The sequence below is a fragment of the Paracoccus sp. SJTW-4 genome (assembly GCF_047716885.1).
GTDB lineage: Bacteria > Pseudomonadota > Alphaproteobacteria > Rhodobacterales > Rhodobacteraceae > Paracoccus > Paracoccus solventivorans.
In genome coordinates, this window is record NZ_CP136681.1 from 473,190 (window position 1) to 490,701 (window position 17,512).

At 70.0% G+C, this 17,512-nt stretch carries 16 protein-coding genes and 1 riboswitch; of the genes, 13 read left to right on the forward strand and 3 right to left on the reverse strand.

Translation table 11 applies throughout. The annotated features are described in order from the left end of the window. Position 1: 1 nt before the first annotated feature. Complete coding sequence (locus RSP45_RS02355; RefSeq protein WP_415393080.1) at positions 2 to 1,300, reverse strand: AI-2E family transporter; 1,299 nt, start codon at positions 1,298 to 1,300, stop codon at positions 2 to 4. 265 nt (positions 1,301 to 1,565) lie between these two features. Here RSP45_RS02355 and proS point away from each other — a divergent pair, with 265 nt between their 5' ends. The 3 genes from proS (at position 1,566) to rbsK (ending at position 4,490) form a co-directional block, all read left to right on the forward strand. Then, on the forward strand, positions 1,566 to 2,924 hold the full coding sequence (gene proS / locus RSP45_RS02360; RefSeq protein ID WP_073065984.1) for a proline--tRNA ligase: 1,359 nt from the start codon (positions 1,566 to 1,568) through the stop codon (positions 2,922 to 2,924). A 144-nt stretch (positions 2,925 to 3,068) separates the two neighbouring features. Next, the gene (locus tag RSP45_RS02365; RefSeq protein WP_073065989.1) at positions 3,069 to 3,515 is read left to right on the forward strand and encodes a universal stress protein; all 447 of its coding nucleotides are present in this window, start codon (positions 3,069 to 3,071) and stop codon (positions 3,513 to 3,515) included. Between the two features lie 33 nt (positions 3,516 to 3,548). Beyond that, positions 3,549 to 4,490, forward strand: a complete 942-nt coding sequence (rbsK, locus tag RSP45_RS02370) for a ribokinase (RefSeq protein ID WP_415393081.1) — start codon at positions 3,549 to 3,551, stop codon at positions 4,488 to 4,490. Here the strand turns inward: rbsK and RSP45_RS02375 are convergent. Then, on the reverse strand, positions 4,466 to 4,954 hold the full coding sequence (locus tag RSP45_RS02375; protein ID WP_415393082.1) for an ureidoglycolate lyase: 489 nt from the start codon (positions 4,952 to 4,954) through the stop codon (positions 4,466 to 4,468). The genes rbsK and RSP45_RS02375 overlap by 25 nt on opposite strands. A gap of 112 nt (positions 4,955 to 5,066) precedes the next feature. Between RSP45_RS02375 and uraH the strand changes: the two genes are divergently transcribed. Together uraH and RSP45_RS02385 are read left to right on the forward strand one after the other, a co-directional pair. Continuing rightward, positions 5,067 to 5,414, forward strand: a complete 348-nt coding sequence (gene uraH, locus RSP45_RS02380) for a hydroxyisourate hydrolase (protein ID WP_415393083.1) — start codon at positions 5,067 to 5,069, stop codon at positions 5,412 to 5,414. 1 nt (position 5,415) lies between these two features. Beyond that, positions 5,416 to 6,639: a urate hydroxylase PuuD gene (locus tag RSP45_RS02385; RefSeq protein WP_415393084.1), complete on the forward strand. Its 1,224-nt coding sequence runs from the start codon at positions 5,416 to 5,418 to the stop codon at positions 6,637 to 6,639. Positions 6,640 to 6,808: 169 nt separating this feature from the next. Here the strand turns inward: RSP45_RS02385 and RSP45_RS02390 are convergent, their stop codons facing one another. Beyond that, positions 6,809 to 7,705, reverse strand: coding sequence for a LysR family transcriptional regulator (locus RSP45_RS02390; protein WP_415393980.1), 897 nt, complete (start codon positions 7,703 to 7,705; stop codon positions 6,809 to 6,811). 111 nt (positions 7,706 to 7,816) lie between these two features. Between RSP45_RS02390 and xdhA the strand changes: the two genes are divergently transcribed. From xdhA to thiS, 8 genes are all read left to right on the forward strand, one after another. Beyond that, on the forward strand, positions 7,817 to 9,256 hold the full coding sequence (xdhA, locus tag RSP45_RS02395; RefSeq protein WP_415393085.1) for a xanthine dehydrogenase small subunit: 1,440 nt from the start codon (positions 7,817 to 7,819) through the stop codon (positions 9,254 to 9,256). A gap of 2 nt (positions 9,257 to 9,258) precedes the next feature. Further along, complete coding sequence (gene xdhB / locus RSP45_RS02400) at positions 9,259 to 11,592, forward strand: xanthine dehydrogenase molybdopterin binding subunit (protein WP_415393086.1); 2,334 nt, start codon at positions 9,259 to 9,261, stop codon at positions 11,590 to 11,592. Next, a complete protein-coding gene (gene xdhC, locus RSP45_RS02405; RefSeq protein WP_415393087.1) occupies positions 11,589 to 12,317 on the forward strand; it encodes a xanthine dehydrogenase accessory protein XdhC in 729 nt (242 codons plus the stop codon). The genes xdhB and xdhC overlap by 4 nt, the downstream gene beginning before the upstream one ends. Positions 12,318 to 12,331: 14 nt before the next feature. Beyond that, entirely contained in the window at positions 12,332 to 13,627 is a 1,296-nt protein-coding gene (gene guaD, locus RSP45_RS02410; RefSeq protein ID WP_415393088.1) for a guanine deaminase, read from the forward strand. 97 nt (positions 13,628 to 13,724) lie between these two features. Beyond that, on the forward strand, positions 13,725 to 15,164 hold the full coding sequence (locus tag RSP45_RS02415; RefSeq protein ID WP_415393089.1) for a Glu/Leu/Phe/Val family dehydrogenase: 1,440 nt from the start codon (positions 13,725 to 13,727) through the stop codon (positions 15,162 to 15,164). Positions 15,165 to 15,378: 214 nt separating this feature from the next. Next, positions 15,379 to 15,483, forward strand: a riboswitch (TPP riboswitch). Positions 15,484 to 15,529: 46 nt separating this feature from the next. Continuing rightward, positions 15,530 to 16,351 (forward strand): bifunctional hydroxymethylpyrimidine kinase/phosphomethylpyrimidine kinase, encoded by an 822-nt coding sequence (thiD, locus tag RSP45_RS02420; protein WP_415393090.1) that lies wholly within the window; start codon positions 15,530 to 15,532, stop codon positions 16,349 to 16,351. After that, the gene (locus RSP45_RS02425; protein ID WP_415393091.1) at positions 16,348 to 17,337 is read left to right on the forward strand and encodes an FAD-dependent oxidoreductase; all 990 of its coding nucleotides are present in this window, start codon (positions 16,348 to 16,350) and stop codon (positions 17,335 to 17,337) included. The genes thiD and RSP45_RS02425 overlap by 4 nt, the downstream gene beginning before the upstream one ends. Further along, entirely contained in the window at positions 17,315 to 17,512 is a 198-nt protein-coding gene (thiS, locus tag RSP45_RS02430) for a sulfur carrier protein ThiS (protein ID WP_415393092.1), read from the forward strand. Before RSP45_RS02425 ends, thiS begins: the two co-directional genes overlap by 23 nt.

Below are 17,512 nucleotides of genomic sequence, written 5' to 3' on the forward strand. Positions count from 1 at the left end.
GCTACCCCCTCCCGAGCCTGCCGCCCGGCGCGGGGAGTCCGGCCCTGCTGTCGGGAAGCACGGGTCCCTGCGGCTCGGGCCCCTGCGCCTCGGGCGGCGGCGCGCCGACCCGCGCCTCGCGCACCGCCTCGTCATGGGTGCGCTGCTCCTGCGCGATGCGGCGGGCGACGGTGCCATGGGGAACGATCTCGACCAGCGTCGGCTGCGGCGGCGGCGAGGGCTGCTGCGCGCCGGTGTAAAGCGCGCTTTCCTTGTAGCGCGCGACCGTGTGGCGCACGATCACCCCCACGGCCGCGCCCAGCGGCACCGCCACCAGCAGCCCGACGAACCCGAACAGCGTCCCGAACACCGCCAGCGCCAGCATCAGCCAGACCGGGTGCAGCCCGACATGGCCGCCGATGATCTTGGGCTGCAGGTAGTTGCTTTCCAGCATCTGCCCGGCGGCGAAGATCCCGGCCACGATCAGGATCCGCGCCGGCTCGTCCCAGAACGAAAACAGCGCCACCCCGATCGACAGCACACCGCCCAGCAGCGTGCCCAGATAGGGGATGAAGGACAGCGATGCCGCCGACACCCCGATCACGATGCCGAAGGGCAGCCCGGCCAGCGCCAGCCCGGTCGAATACAGCAGCGCCAGGATCAGGATCACCACCGCCTGCCCGCGCACGAAGCCCGAGATGCTGTCGTTGATCTGCGCAAACAGCGTGCGCAGCGTGTCCAGGTGTGGGCGCGGCAGCAGCGCGTCGATCCGGTCGACCATGCGGTCCCAGTCCAGCAGCATGTAGAAGGCCACCACGGGCGCGATCACCACCACCATGACAAAGCCGATCACCCCGTTGATCGAGCCCATGACGCTGCCGACGATGGTGCCCATGCTGCCGGCCACCGTCTCGCGCCCCTTGTCCAGCGCCATGTCCAGGAACCCGCCCGACGGCAGCAGGTCGGGAAACCGCGCCTGCACCACCTCTTGCAGGCGCTGGATCATGTGGGGGGCGGTCTCGACCAGCTGCGTGCCCTGCCGCAACAGCAGCGGCACCAGCCAGACCAGCGTCGCCGCAAACGCCAGCACCACGATGGCGGTGATCAGCACCACCGCCAGCGTGCGCGACAGCCCGGCGCGTTCCAGCCGGTCGGCCACGGGGTCAAGGAAATAGGCGATGGCCATGCCCAGCAGGAACGGCATGATCGCATTGCCCAGGAACCACAGGACCAGCACCAGCACCAGCGCCGCGGCGCCCCACCAGATGGCCTGCTTGCTGCCGGCAAACCGCATCGCGAACGCTCCGTTCCCGGGCGCCATGGCCCGCATCCCCCCGGGCCAGCCCCGGTTCGGGACCTGTTTGTCGCGTCGCGCGCGGCGGCGCAAGCGCAGGCTGCGCGGCTCTCACGCAAATGCGTCCCCGCCCTTGTTGCGCCGGCCGCTTCTTTCTGGCCCAAATACCCGCGCCGCAGGCAGGGCGGGCCGCAGGCCCGGCCTTGGCCGGCAAGCGCCGCCCGCCGCAACCGTTGCCCCCCGCGCCGCGATCCGCTAACCCGGCCGTGAACTCGCCCAAAGGTCCCGTCCCATGCGTCTGTCGCGCTATTTCCTGCCCGTCCTGAAAGAAAACCCCGCCGAGGCGCAGATCGTCAGCCACCGGCTGATGCTGCGCGCCGGCATGATCAAGCAGCAGGCCGCCGGCATCTATTCCTGGCTGCCGCTGGGGCTGAAGGTGCTCAAGCGCATCGAGCAGATCGTGCACGAGGAACAGGGCCGCGCCGGCCACATCCCGCTCTTGATGCCGACGCTGCAGCCGGCCGATCTGTGGCGCGAATCCGGCCGCTACGATGATTACGGCGAAGAGATGCTGCGCATCACCGACCGCCACAAGCGCGACATGCTCTATGGTCCCACGAACGAGGAGATGATCACCGACATCTTCCGCGCGCATGTGAACAGCTACAAGGACCTGCCGCTGACGCTGTATCAGATCCAGTGGAAGTTCCGCGACGAGATCCGCCCCCGCTTCGGCGTCATGCGCGGGCGCGAGTTCCTGATGAAGGACGGCTACAACTTCGACCTCACGCGCGAGGACGCGCTGCACGCCTATAACCGCCATCTGGTCAGCTATCTGCGCACCTACGAACGCATGGGGCTGCAGGCGATCCCGATGCGCGCCGACAGCGGCCCGATCGGCGGCGAGGACACGCATGAGTTCCTGGTCCTCGCCGAGACCGGCGAATCCGAGGTGTTCTACGACAGCGCCATCACCGATCTGCGCTTCGGCGACCGCGCCATCGACTATGACGACCCCGCCGCCTGCCGCGCGGTGCTGGACGAGTTCACCAGCCGCTACGCCCGCACGGACGAGACCCACGACGAGGCGCTGTTCAACCAGATCCCCGAGGAGCGCCGCCGCTCTGCCCGCGGCATCGAGGTCGGGCAGATCTTCTATTTCGGCACCAAGTATTCGGAACCGATGGGCGCCACAGTGGTCGGCCCCGACGGCGCCCGCGTGCCGGTCCACATGGGCAGCCACGGCATCGGCGTCTCGCGCCTGCTGGGCGCCATCATCGAGGCCAGCCACGACGAACGCGGCATCATCTGGCCCGAGGGCGTCACCCCGTTCCACGTCGGGTTGGTGAACCTGAAACAGGGCGATCCCTCGACCGACAGCGCCTGCGAGGCGCTGGAGCGCGAGCTGCGCGCCCGCGGGCTCGAGGTGCTCTACGACGACCGCGACGAGCGCGCGGGCGCCAAGTTCGCCACCATGGACCTGATCGGCCTGCCCTGGCGGATCACCGTCGGCCCGCGCGGCCTGGCCTCGAACGTGGTCGAGCTGACCAGCCGCCGCAGCGGCGAATCGCTCGAACTGCCGCCCGCGCAGGCGGTCGAGCGGCTGGCCGCGATCTACGCCCCGGTGTTCGACGCCGGCTGGCGCCCCTGACCTCGGCGCGGGTCGCGCCCCGCCCCCCCGCGGCCCGGCCTGCGGCATCGTGAAACAGCGCAGGTGGGCGCCCCGGCGCAACCTGCCGCCTTGCGTTTGCGCCGCGATCATGCACCCTGACCGCACAAGCAGAAGAGGTTGTGGATGTACAAGCATATTCTGATCGCCACCGACGGCTCGGAACTGGCGCTCAAGGGGTTGCGGCAGGGGCTGGGGCTGGCCCGGATTTCCGGGGCCAAGGTCACGGTGCTGACCGTGATCGAGCCGCTGCGCCCGCAGGTGCTGGCGGCGGCGCAGCGGGCCGGGATCGAGGATCCCGTCGGCCGCTACGACCAGCAGATCGATGAGATGATGAAGGAACGCCTGGCCTCCATCCAGGCCGAGGCCACCGAACAGGGCGTGACCGTCGAGCCAATCCACGAGGTGGACGATTCCCCGGCCGAGGCGATCCTGCGCACCGCGAACCTGCAGGGCTGCGACCTGATCGTGATGTCCTCGCACGGGCGGCGCGGGTTGCAGAAGCTGCTGCTGGGCAGCCAGACCTCGGAAGTGCTGGTCAAGACCACGGTGCCGGTGCTGGTGGTGCGCTAAGGCGCGCGGCCGGGGCGGCAAGGGGGGCGGCGCATGGCCGGGCGGATCGCGGTGATCGGGTCGAACAACGTCGATCTGGTGACCACCGTCGCCCGGCTGCCCGCGCGCGGCGAGACGCTGGCCGGGACCGGGTTTTCCACCGGCTTCGGCGGCAAGGGCGCCAACCAGGCGGTGGCGGCGGCGCGGCTGGGATCGGCGGTGACGATGGTCACCCGCACCGGCGACGACGGTTTCGGGCACGACATGCGCCGCAATCTTCAGGCCGCCGGCATCGAGCTGACCCATGTGACCCCGGCGCCGGGGCTGCCGAACGGGGTCGCCTCGATCTTCGTGGAGTCTTCGGGCGAAAACGCCATCGTCATCGTGGCCGGGGCCAATGGCGCGCTGTCGCCCGCCGACATCGACCGCGCCGCCAAGGATCTGGCGCGCTGCGACCTGATCCTGCTGCAGCTCGAGGTGCCGCTGGAGACGGTCTATCACGCTGTCGCCGTGGCGGGGCGGCTGGGAGTGCCGGTGATCCTGAACCCCGCCCCCGCCGCACCGGGGCTGGACCTGTCCCGCCTGCGCGGGCTCGGCTGGATCTGCCCCAATGAAACCGAGCTGGCGCAGCTGACCGGGCTGCCGGTCGGGACCCCGGCGCAGATCGAGGCCGCGGCGCGGGCGCTGTTCGCGCAGGACCTCGGCAATGTGGTGGTGACGCTGGGCGCGCGCGGCGCGGCTCTGGTCACCGCCGCCGGCACGACCCTGATCCCCGCGCTGACGGTCGCCCCGGTCGACACCACCGGCGCGGGCGATGCCTTCGTCGGCGCCTTTGCGCATCACCTCGCGGCAGGAGATGCGCCCGAGCGCGCCCTGCGCCGCGCCTCGGCCTATGCGGCGCTGTCGGTCACGCGGCCGGGGGCGCAGTCATCCTACGCCACGCAGACCGAGTTCGCGGCTTTCCTTGCCACTCAGCCCAGCACCGTCCAGTCCTGATCCCAGCGGTATTCCTGCAGGTTCGGGCCATCCGCACAGCGGTCCACCACCGCGAACAGCCCCGGATCGCCCAGCGGTGTCAGCACCCCGTGCCACGCGCCCCGCGCCAGGTTGATCCCCTGACCCGGCGCGGTGACAAAGGCCAGCGGCCGCCCCGGCCGCCCGCCCTCGTCCGGCGCCACGATCACCAGGAACGGGTTTTCGGTCATCTGCAGGAACGCCTGGCTGCCCAGCGGATGCCGCTCGACCAGCCGGAACCGATAGGGCAGCCGCACCGATTCCGAGCGGAATACCGAGATCCCCGCCCGCCCCTCGACATCAAGCGCCGCGCGGTCGTGCCAGCGCCCGCAGCGGCCTTCGTTGATCAGCCGGTCGGGGGCGCCCGCGGCCTCGATCACCTGCCCCCAAGGGGCAAACGCCTGCGCGGTCAGGGGCGCGGCCCGGATGATGCGGTCGTCGTGCATGATTCCTCGCTTATCATTCTTTCGCGAAACGATAAGCTGAATGTTGCCGCGGGCGCTGTCCAGCGCCCGGCGTCCTGCCGTATCACGGGGACAAGCAACCAACGGGGGGACCATGGCCGGCTATCTGACCACCCATGTGCTGGACACCGCGCGGGGCCGCCCCGCCGCGGGGCTGCGCATCACGCTTTACGCGCTGGAGGGCGAGCGCCGCTGCTTGCGCGAGCTTGTCACCAACGCCGACGGCCGCACCGACGGCCCGATCCTGCCCGCAGCCGAGTTCCGCCCCGGCCGCTACGAGCTGCTGTTCCACGTCGGCGAATGGCTGGAGGGCCAGCACGACGCCCCCGCGCCGCGGTTCCTGGATCAGGTGCCGATCCGCTTCGGCATGGCCGAGGACGATCATTACCACGTGCCGCTGCTGATCTCGCCCTACGGCTATTCCACCTACAGGGGCAGCTGAGATGGAGGGGATCATCCTGCACGACTGGGCGGCGCTGGCGATCCGCTGGGTCCACGTGATCACCGCCATCGCCTGGATCGGGTCGAGCTTCTATTTCATCGCCCTCGACCTTGGCCTGCAAAAAGCCCCCGGCCTGCCCGACAAGGCGCATGGCGAGGAATGGCAGGTCCACGGCGGCGGCTTCTACCACATCACCAAATACCTGGTCGCGCCCGAGCGCCTGCCCGAGCATCTGACCTGGTTCAAGTGGGAAAGCTATTCCACCTGGCTGTCGGGGGTGGCGATGCTGATGGTGCTCTACTGGGCGCAGTCCGAGCTTTACCTGATCGACCCCGCCAAGCTGGCGCTGGCGCCCTGGGGGGCGATGCTGATCTCGGCGCTGTCGCTGGGGGTGGGCTGGGTGATCTACGACCGGCTGTGCAAAAGCCGGCTGGGCGAGAACCCCACCACGCTGATGCTGCTGCTGTTCGTGTTGCTGGTGGCGATGGCCTGGGGCTATGACCAGGTGTTCACCGGCCGCGCGGCGCTGCTGCATCTGGGCGCCTTCACCGCCACGATCATGACCGCCAACGTGGCGATGATCATCATCCCCAACCAGCGGATCGTGGTCGCCGACCTCAAGGCCGGGCGCACGCCCGACCCGCGCTATGGCAAGATCGCCAAGCTGAGGTCAACGCACAACAACTACCTGACGCTGCCGGTGGTGTTCCTGATGCTGTCGAACCACTATCCGCTGGTGTTCGCCAGCCGCTGGAACTGGCTGATCGCGGCGCTGGTGTTCCTGATGGGGGTGACGATCCGGCATTTCTTCAACACCATGCACGCGCGCAAGCCCGCGCCGTGGTGGACCTGGGGCGCAACGGTGGCGCTGTTCCTGGCGGCGGCATGGTTGTCGGCGCAGGGCACCCAGCGGCTGGAGGACGAAGGCACTGCCCTGACCACGGCCGAGGCGCGGCTGGTCGGCGACGCGCATTTCGACGAGGTGCGCGACATCGTGCTGGGCCGCTGCTCGATGTGCCACGCGGCGGAGCCCGGCTGGCCCGGCATCGCCACCGCACCAAAGCGGGTGGTGCTGGAAACCGACGCCCAGATCGCCCGCCACGCGCGCGAGATCTTCCTGCAGGCCGGGCTGACCGACGCCATGCCCCCGGCCAACGTCAGCTTCATCGAGCCGCAGGAACGCGCGCTGCTGCGCGCCTGGTTCGACAGCGCCGGCCGCGGCTGACCCGGCGCCGCCGCGACCGGGGGCTTCGCGCCCCCATCGTCGTATACGACGATCCCGCGGGATATTTTCGTGATGAAGAAGCCGCGGCCCCTGTTCTGCTCTTTGCAGCCTTGTCTTTGGTGCAGAAATATCCTGGGGGGAGCGCGCAGCGCGGGGGGCAACGCCCCCCTTACCCCATCGCCCCTTTCAGTTCCCGCACGGCAAAGTCGATGAACAGGCGCAGCTTGGGGTCCTGCAGGTCGCGGTGCGGGGTCAATACGCCGAACTCGACGGCCATGGGGGGCGTCTCGGGCAGGACCTCGACCAGCTGCCCCTCGCGCAGCGCCGCCGCGACCTCGTAGCGGGGACGATTGGCGATGCCGGCGCCGGCCAGTGCCCAGTCGGTCAGCACCTCGCCGTCGTCGGAATCGAAGCCGCCCGCCACCGCCAGTTTCCGCGGCCCTTCCGGCGTCTGCAGCACCCAGTAATATTCGGGCGAGCGCGGAAACCGCAGCAACAGGCAGTTGTGGCGCTTCAGCTCCTCGGGCGCCTCGGGCGTTCCGTGCTGCGCCAGATAGGCGGGCGAGGCGACCAGCACCCGCGGGCAATCGGCGATCTTGCGGCGGATCAGCGTCGAATCCTCGGGCTGGCCCAGATAGAACGCCAGGTCGATGGCATCCTCGACGATGTTCACCACCCGGTCGGACAGGCGCAGCCGCACCTGCACCTCGGGGTTCTCGGCCACGAAGCGCGGCACCAGCGGCGCCACCAGCCGCCGCCCCGCCCCCAGCGGCGCCGACACCCGCATCGCCCCCAGCGGCGTCCCGGAATGGCTGGCGACCGCCGCCTCGGCTTCGTCCACCGCCGCCAGCACGCGGCGGGCGTTGTCGTAAAGCACCTGCCCGATCTCGGTCGGGGTCAGGGTGCGGGTGGTACGGTTCAGCAGCCGCGCGCCAAAGCGGTTTTCCAGATCGCGGATGCGGGTCGAGGCGGCGGCGGGCGACAGCCGCATGTCGCGCCCGCCCGCGGTGATCGAGCCCAGCTCGACCACCCGCACGAACACCTTGAGGCTTTCCAGATAGGACATTTCCGCCCGCTTTTTCTTGAAATGGCGTAAACTGTTCACGCGCAGGGGCGTTTTGTGCAAGCGGGAAAATGCGCCATGCTGGGGCGCAGTGACGAAAGGCGGCTGTTTCCAATGATCCGTTTCCTGCTCAACGACACCGAGATCCGCCTGACCGAGGCCGGGCCGGGCGACACGCTGCTGGATTTCCTGCGGCTGGGGCGCGGGCTGACCGGCACCAAGGAGGGCTGCGCCGAGGGCGACTGCGGCGCCTGCACGGTGCTGGTCGGGCGGCTGCACGGGGACGCGCTGGTCTATGAGCCGGTGAACGCCTGCATCCGCTTCCTCGCCTCCTGCCACCGCTGCCATGTCGTCACCATCGAGCATCTGCGCGGTCAGGACGGCGGCTTGCACCCGATCCAGCGCGCCATGGTCGATCATCACGGCAGCCAGTGCGGGTTCTGCACGCCGGGTTTCGTCATGGCGCTGTACGGGCTGTGGATGGCGAACCCCGACCCGGATGCGGTGCAGGTCGAAACTGCGTTGCAGGGCAATCTGTGCCGCTGCACCGGCTATGCGCCGATCATTCGGGCGGCACTGGCTGCGGCGCAGGCGGGCGGGCAGTTGCAGGATTTCCTGACCGTCGAGCGTGACTCGGTGCGCGCAAAACTCTCGGCCATCCCGGCGGGGGCCGAGGTCAGCCGCGGCGACGAACGCGCCATCCTGCCCGCCGACAGCGATGCGCTGGCCCTTGCGCTGCTGGATCATCCCAAGGCCAGTATCGTTGCGGGGGCAACCGATGTCGGGCTGTGGGTGACGAAACAGATGCGCGCGATTTCCCCCGCCATCTTCATCGGCCATCTGCTGAAAGGCATCGAGATCACCGCCGATGAGATCCGCATCCAGGCTGGCGTCACGTATTCCGAATTCCTGCCCGTAATCCGTGAACACCTGCCGCAGGCCGAGGATTACATCCAGCGCATCGGCGGCTGGCAGGTGCGCAACGCCGGCACCATCGGCGGCAATATCGCCAACGGCTCGCCCATCGGGGAAACGCCGCCGCTGCTGATCGCGCTGGGGGCGCGGATCGTGCTGCGCCGGGGCGATGTGCGGCGCGAACTGCCGCTTGAGGATTTCTTTATCGAATACGGGCGGCAGGACCGGGCCGAGGGCGAGTTTCTGGAAACCGTGGTGATCCCGAAACCCGGCAGGGCGCTGGTCGCCGCCTATAAGGTCTCGAAACGGCAGGCCTCGGATATTTCGGCGGTGGCGGCGGGGTTCTGCATCCGGGTCGAGGGCGGGGTGATCGCCGATGCCCGCGTGGCGTTCGGAGGCATGGCCGGCACGCCCTCGCGCGCACGGGCGGCAGAATCGGCGCTGACCGGCCAGCCCTTTGCCGCCGCCGGTTTCGAGGCCGCGGCCCTTGCCGTCAGGGGCGACTTTGCCCCGCTGTCGGATTTCCGCGCCTCCGCCGATTACCGCCGGGCGGTGGCGGGCAATCTGTTCCGCCGTTTCTGGCTGGAACATGGCGGGGGTGACATTCCCGTCCGGCTGGACCGGGCGGTGGGGGGCTGACCATGAAACACGAGACCCTCAGCACGCCGCAACTGGATACGCCCCATGAATCGGCCGAGCGCCACGTCACCGGCCGGGCGGATTACACCGACGATCTGGTGCTGCCGCAGGGGACGCTGCACGCCTATCTTGGGCTCTCCACCGTCGCGCACGGGCGCATCCGGTCGATGGACCTCGACGCCGTGCGCGCGGCCCCGGGCGTGATCGACGTGCTGACCGCCGAGGGCATCCCGGGCCGCAACGATGTCAGCCCGATCAGTGCCGGCGACGATCCCATCCTGGCGCGCGGCGAGGTGCGCTTCCACGGCCAGCCGGTGTTCGCGGTGATCGCCGAGACCCGCGAACAGGCACGGCGCGCGGCGACCTTGGCGCGGATCGATTATGAGCCCCTGCCCCACGCGCTCGACCCGCTGGCGGCGCTGGCTTCGGGGGGTGAGTTGGTGGTGCCCGGGATGACCCTGCGCCGGGGCGATGCTGCCGCCGGTCTGGCCGCGGCGCCGCGGCGGCTGGACGGGCGCTTTGCCATCGGCGGGCAGGATCATTTCTATCTTGAAGGCCAGGTCGCGCTGGCGATCCCGGGCGAGGACGAGATGACCGTCTTTACCTCGACCCAGCACCCGACCGAGGTGCAGCACATGGTCGCCCATGCGCTGGACGTGCCGGCCAATGCGGTGGTGGTGAACGTGCGCCGGATGGGCGGCGGCTTCGGCGGCAAGGAAACCCAGATGAACCTGTTCTGCTGCGTCGCCGCCATCGCCGCGCGCAAGTGGAACCGCGCCGTCAAGCTGCGCCCCGACCGCGACGACGACATGATCGCCACCGGCAAGCGCCATGATTTCGTGGTGGATTACAGCGTCGGTTTCAATGACTCGGGCCGCATCCTTGCGGTGAGTGGCGACTGGTATGCGCGCTGCGGGTTTTCGGCGGACCTCAGCATGGCGGTCACGGATCGGGCGCTGTTTCACGCCGACAACGCCTATTTCTATCCCGATGTGGAACTGCGCTCGCATCCGCTGCGCACCAACACCGTGTCGAACACCGCCTTTCGCGGCTTTGGCGGGCCGCAGGGGGTGATCGTCGCCGAGCGGATCATCGAGGAAATCGCCTATGCCACCGGGCAGGACACTCTGGCGGTGCGGAAAGCGAACCTCTACCGCGACGGCCAGCCCACCCCCTATCACCAGCCGGTCGAGGACATGATCCTGCCGCGCCTCTTCGACGAGCTGGAGGCGTCTTGCGACTATGCCGCCCGCCGGCAGGCGGTGCTGGATTTCAACGCCCGCATGGACGCCGCCGGCAGCCCGATCCGCCGCGGCATCGCCCTGACCCCGGTCAAGTTCGGCATCAGCTTCACCGCCACGCATTTCAACCAGGCGGGCGCGCTGGTCCATGTCTATACCGACGGCTCGATCCAGCTGAACCACGGCGGCTGCGAGATGGGACAAGGGCTGCACACCAAGATCGCGCAGGTGGTGGCCGAGGCGTTCCAGGTCGGACTCGACCGCATCCGCGTCACCAAGACCACCACCGAAAAGGTGCCGAATACCTCGGCCACGGCGGCCTCGTCCGGGACCGATCTCAACGGCATGGCGGCGCTGGATGCGGCCAACCAGATCAAGGCGCGGCTGGTGGATTTCCTGTGCAAGGCCAGGGACGCCACGCCCGAGGAAATCCGTTTCATCCCCGATCACATCGTGGTCCGGGACGAGACCATTCCGTTTTCCGAAGCGGTGCAGATGGCCTATCTGGCCCGGGTGCAGCTGTCGGCGGCGGGGTTCTATGCGACGCCGAAGATCCACTGGAACCGCGCGCAGGGCTCGGGGCGGCCGTTCTATTACTTCGCCTATGGCGCCGCCTGTTCCGAGGTCTCGGTCGACACGCTGACCGGGGAATATGTGATCGAGCGCGCGGATATCCTGCATGACGTCGGCCGGTCCCTGAACCCGGCCATCGACATCGGCCAGATCGAGGGCGGGTTCGTGCAGGGCACCGGCTGGCTGACCAGCGAGGAACTGTGGTGGGACGATGCCGGGCGGCTGCGCACCCACGCGCCTTCGACCTACAAGATCCCGCTGGCCTCGGACCGGCCCAAGGTGTTCAACGTGGCGCTTGCCGACTGGTCGGTGAACCGCGAGCCGACAATCAGGCGGTCGAAGGCGGTGGGCGAGCCGCCGTTCATGCTGGGGATCTCGGTGTTCGAGGCGATCGGCCATGCGGTGGCCTCGTTGGCCGGGTATCGCGAATGCCCGCGGCTGGACGCGCCCGCGACGCCCGAGCGGGTGCTGATGGCGGCGGAGCGGCTGCGCGGCGGGGCGCTGGGGCTGCGGGACCCATGATCCGCGTCCGCATCACAAGCGCCCGGGGCTCGACCCCGCGCGAACTGGGGGCCGAGATGCTGGTCGGCCCCGAGGCGACCACCGGCAGCATCGGCGGCGGGCAGCTGGAATATCTGGCCATCGACCGCGCCCGGCAGATGCTGCGGCGAGACGAAGCGCTGGCGGTGATGGATATCCCGCTGGGCCCCGAGATCGGCCAGTGCTGCGGCGGCCGGGTGGAGCTGACGCTGGACCGCGAACCGGCCAGCCCGCCGCCCCCGCGCCCCCTGGTGCTGATCTTCGGGGCCGGTCATGTCGGCCGGGCGCTGGCCCGCGCCATGCTGCCGCTGCCGGTGTCGGTGCGGCTGATCGACCCCCGCGCGGCCGAGCTGGCGCTGGCCCCCGGGGTGCCGCAGCTGCTGACCCCCCTGCCCGAGGCCGAGGTCCGCCGCGCGCCCGCCGGCGCCGCCCATGTCATCGTCACCCACGACCACGCGTTGGATTTCCTGATCGCGGCCGAGGCGCTGGCCCGGGGCGATGCCGCCTATGTCGGCATGATCGGCAGCGCCACCAAGCGCGCCGGTTTCGCCCGTTTCGCCCGCGCCCGCGGCCTCGACCCCTCGGGCTTGACCTGCCCGATCGGTGCGGGCATCCGTGACAAGCGCCCCGAGGTGATCGCCGCCTTTGCCGCCACCGAGATCATGGCCCGGCTGCTGGCCCCGGCCCGCGCCCACGCGCCCGTCTGAAGGAACCCCGCTTGATGAAGACCCTGATCCGCGGCCGCGTGCTGAGCTTTCACGCCGACCCGGCCGAGACCGACGACAACCATCGTTTCTGGGACAACGGCGCCATCCTGGTGCAGGACGGCCGCATCCTCGCCGTGGGCGACTACGGCGACATCGCGGACCCGCAGGCGCAGGAAATCGACCACCGCCCGCATATCGTCATGGCCGGCTTCATCGACCCGCATATCCATTTCCCGCAGGTGCAGGTGGTCGCGGCCTGGGCGGCCGAGCTGCTGGACTGGCTGAATGACCACACCTTTCCGATCGAGGCGCAGTATCGCGACCCCGCCCATGCCGCCCGCATGGCCGGGGCGTTCCTGGACCAGCTGATCCTGAACGGCACCACCACCGCCTGCGCCTTCGGCTCGGTCCATAAGGCCAGCGCCGAGGCACTGTTCGCGGCGGCCGAATCCCGCGGGATGGCGCTGCTGGCCGGCAAGGTGATGATGGACCGCAACGCGCCTGATGCGGTGCTGGACGACGCGCAGTCCTCGTACGACGACAGCCGCGCGCTGATCGAACGCTGGCACGGGCGCGGGCGGCTGGAATACGCGATCACGCCGCGGTTCGCGATCACCTCGACCCCCGAACAGCTGCGCGCGGCGGGCACGCTGGCCGCGGAAAACCCCGGCATGGCGATCCAGACCCATCTGAGCGAAAACCACGCCGAGATCGAACTGACCCTGCAGCTTTACCCGCAGGCAAGGGATTACCTGGACATCTATGACCGCTTCGGCCTGCTGGGGCCGCGCAGCCTGATGGGCCATGCAATCCACCTGAGCGGGCGCGAGACCGCCCGCATGGCCGAAACCGGCACGCGGGCGATCCACTGCCCGACCTCGAATCTGTTCCTGGGCTCGGGGCTGTTCGACGACCAGGCCATGCGGGCCGCTGGTGTGGTGACGGGCGTTGCCACCGATATCGGCGGCGGCACCGACTGGTCGATGCTGGCGACGCTGGCCGAGGCCTACAAGATCGCGCAGCTGCGCGGGCGGCGGATGCATCCCCTGGCGGCGTTTCACTGGGCCACCCGCGGCAATGCCATCGCGCTGGGGATGGAGGACCGCATCGGCAGCGTCCAGCCGGGACGCTTTGCCGATCTGGTGGTGCTGGACCCGCGCGCGACCCAAGCCATGCGGCTGCGCCACGACAAGGTGGACAGCCTGATGCAGGAGCTGTTCATCCTGCAGGTGATGGGCGACGACCGCGCGGTGGTGGAAACCTATGTCGCCGGGCGGGCGTTGAAATCCACCGCAGCCGCGGGCGGGTAAGCCGGATCGCTGGACGCAGCGGGGCTGCGCTGCCACAACAGGGGGACCGGCCGCCGCCCGTGACGCGGCGCCCCGCCGCCGCAACAGGGACGCAACCATGAACGACTCAGCCCCCCTCCAACACCCGTCCTTCCGCGATTCCGTCGACCAGATGTTCACCCGCGCCGCGCGGCTGCTGGACCTCGGCCCCGGGCTGGAAGAAAAGATCCGGGTCTGCAACTCGACCTATGTCGTGCGTTTCGGCGTGCGGCTGCGCGGGCGTATCCATACCTTCACCGGCTATCGCTCGGTCCATTCCGAGCATCACGAGCCGGTCAAGGGCGGCATCCGCTATGCGTCCAACGTCGACCAGGACGAGGTCGAGGCGCTGGCGGCGCTGATGACCTATAAATGCTCGCTGGTCGACCTGCCCTTCGGCGGCGCCAAGGGCGGGCTGTCGCTCGACCCCCGCGACTGGTCCGAGGACGAGCTGGAAAAGATCACCCGCCGCTTCACCTATGAGCTGTCGCGGCGGCGCCTGATCTCGCCCAGCCAGAACGTGCCGGCCCCCGACATGGGCACGGGCGAGCGGGAAATGGCGTGGATGGCCGACGCCTACAAGCGGCTGCACCCCGAGGACATCGACGCCCGCGCCTGCGTGACCGGCAAGCCGCTGGGGCTGGGCGGCATCGCCGGCCGGGTCGAGGCCACCGGCCGCGGCGTGCAATACGCCCTGCGCGAGCTGTTCCGCACCCCCGAGGTGCTGGCCGCCGCCGGGCTGTCCGGCGGGCTCGACGGGCAGCGCATCGTCGTGCAGGGGCTGGGCAACGTCGGCTTCCACGCCGCGCAGTTCCTGTCGACCGAGGACGGCGCCCGCATCATCGCGGTCGCGGAACGCGACGGGGCGGTGATCAACCCCGAGGGGCTGAACATCGCGCTGCTGCGCGAACATCTGCGCGAGACCGGCGGGGTGCGCGGCTTCGACGGCGGCGAATACATCGCCGATTCCGCCGCGGCGCTGGCGCTGGACTGCGACATCCTGATCCCCGCCGCGATGGAGGGCGCGATCCACGCCGGCAATGCCGGGCAGATCAAGGCCAGGCTGGTGATGGAGGCCGCCAACGGCCCCACCACCGCCGAGGCCGACCGCATCCTGCGCGAACGCGGGGTGGTGATCGTCCCCGACCTTTATGCCAATGCCGGGGGCGTGACGGTCAGCTATTTCGAATGGGTCAAGAACCTGCAGCAGATCAGCTTCGGCCGGCTGGAACGGCGGCTGGAGGAACACCGCCACCAGATGCTGGTCGAGGAACTCGAGCGCCTGTCCGCCGACCGCGACCTGGGCTGGACCCTGTCCGAGGGCTTCAAGCAGAAATACCTGCGCGGGGCCGGGGAACTCGAACTGGTCCGCTCGGGGCTCGACGACACCATGCGGGCGGCGTTCCAGCAGATGGTGACGGTGCGCGCAAACGACAGCCGCATCCCCGACCTGCGCACCGCCGCCTATATGGTGGCGATCCGCCGCATCGCCGCCAGCTACGACGCGCTGGGGCTGTAACCCCGGCGCCCGCGTCACCGCCGCAGGGGGGCTGTCTGCCCCCCGTCGCCTGCGGCGACTCCCCCCGAGGATATTTCTGACCGCCCGAATCACCCAGGAGTTCGGGCGGTTCCAAATATCCTCCGGGGGTGCGGGGGTGGAAAACCCCCGCTGCGGCGCCGACGCCCGCAGGACGCCGGCTTGCGTCCGCCGCCGCTGACGCTATATTTACACGCAACGCTCGTTGGGGCGCCCCGCGCGGGGCTGAGATGTGCCAGGCACAGCACCCATCGAACCTGATCCGGGTCATGCCGGCGAAGGGAACGGGCAGCGCGCATCCACCCAGGCGCCATACCCCTTCCGTCCGCTCGTGCGCTGGCCCCAGCATGGGGGAAGACGATTTGGGCAAGCAGACGGCCATTGCGCTGACCATCGCCGGGTCCGACAGCGGCGGCGGCGCCGGCATCCAGGCCGATCTCAAGAGTTTTTCGGCGCTGGGCGTCTATGGCGCCAGCGTGCTGACCGCGATCACCGCGCAGAACACGCGTGCGGTGACCGGGGTCGAGCCGGTGTCGCCCGCGATGATCCGCGCCCAGATCGACGCGGTGCTGGACGATCTCGCCGTCGGCGCGGTCAAGATCGGGATGCTGGGCACCGCCGAGGCGACCGCGGCCGTGGCCGAGGCGCTGGCGGGCCGCGGCCTGCCCATCGTGCTGGACCCGGTGATGATCGCCAAGTCCGGCGACCGGCTGATCCGGGACGACGCCATCGCCGCGCTGCGCGAGCTGTTGCTGCCACGCTGCACGGTGCTGACCCCGAACCTGCCCGAGGCCGCCCGCCTGCTGGGCCGCATGGTTGCGTCGGACCCCACCGAGGCCGAGGCGCAGGGCCGCGCCCTTGCCGCCTTCGGCGCCGGCTGGGTGCTGATGAAGGGCGGCCATGCCGCGGGCGGCGACTGCACCGACCTGCTGGTGGGACCCGAGCGCCATGATTTCACCGCCCCCCGCATTACGACGAAGAATACCCACGGCACCGGCTGCTCGCTGTCCTCGGCCATCGCCGCCGGGCTGGCGCAGGGGCTGGCGGTGCCCGCGGCCGTTGCCCGCGCTCATGCCTGGCTGCAGGGCGCGATCCGCGCCGCCGACCGGCTGGCGGTCGGCTCGGGGCACGGGCCGGTGCATCACTTCCATCAATGGTGGCAGGAATGAGCGGCTTTACCATCCTCGGCGCCGGGGTGCTGGGCCTCTGCGTCGCCACCGAGCTGGCCGGGCGCGGCCATGCGGTGACGCTGGTCGATCCCGCGATGGGCCCCGGCACCCAGGGCTGTTCCTGGTGGGCAGGCGGGATGCTCGCGCCATGGTGCGAGTTCGAGAACGCCGAGGAGCCGGTGCTGCGCCACGGCCAGTCCGCCATCGGCTGGTGGGACCGCAACGCCGGCGGCGTCACCCGCAAGGGCACTCTGGTGCTGGCGCTGGGGCGCGACCGGGCGGAACTGGACCGCTTTGCCCGCCGCACCCATGGTTACGAGGAAATCGGCGGCAACCGCCTGGCCGGGCTGGAACCCGACCTTGCCGGCCGCTTCGACCGCGGGCTGTTCTTTGCCGCCGAGGCGCATCTGGACCCCCGCGCCGCGATGGCGGGCCTGCAATCGCGCCTGTCCGAACGCGGCATCGCCATCGCCACCGAACCGCCCGAGGACCCCGGCCAGATCGTCGATTGCCGCGGTCTCGCCGCCCGCGACATCCTGCCGGACCTGCGCGGCGTGCGGGGCGAGATGCTGGTACTGCGCTGTCCCGACGTGGTGCTGGAGCGCACCGTGCGGCTGCTGCATCCGCGGGTGCCGATCTATCTGGTGCCCCGCGGCGACGGCATCTTCATGCTGGGCGCGACGATGATCGAAAGCGACCGGCGCGGGGTGGTGACAGCGCGCTCGGTGCTCGAGCTGCTCAGCGCCGCCTATGCGCTGCACCCCGGCTTCGGCGAGGCCGAGATCCTCGAGCTGGGCGCCGACGCGCGCCCGGCATTTCCCGACAACCTGCCCCGGATCGGGCGTGCGGCGGACGGAAGGCTCTATGCCAACGGGCTTTACCGCCACGGCTATCTGCTGGCCCCCGCGGTGGCCATGCAGCTGGCCGACCACGTGGATACGGGCGACAAACCGGAGTTCTGGCATGAAACTGACGATCAACGGTGAGCGGCGCGAGCTGGACGCCGCGACGGTGGCCGAGGCGCTGGCGGCGCTGGACATGGGGGACGCCCGCGTGGCGACGGCGCTGAACGGCGATTTCGTCCCTGCCGCCGCGCGCGCGGACACGGCGCTGTCGCCCGGCGACGCGCTGGAAATCGTCGCGCCGATGCAGGGGGGCTGA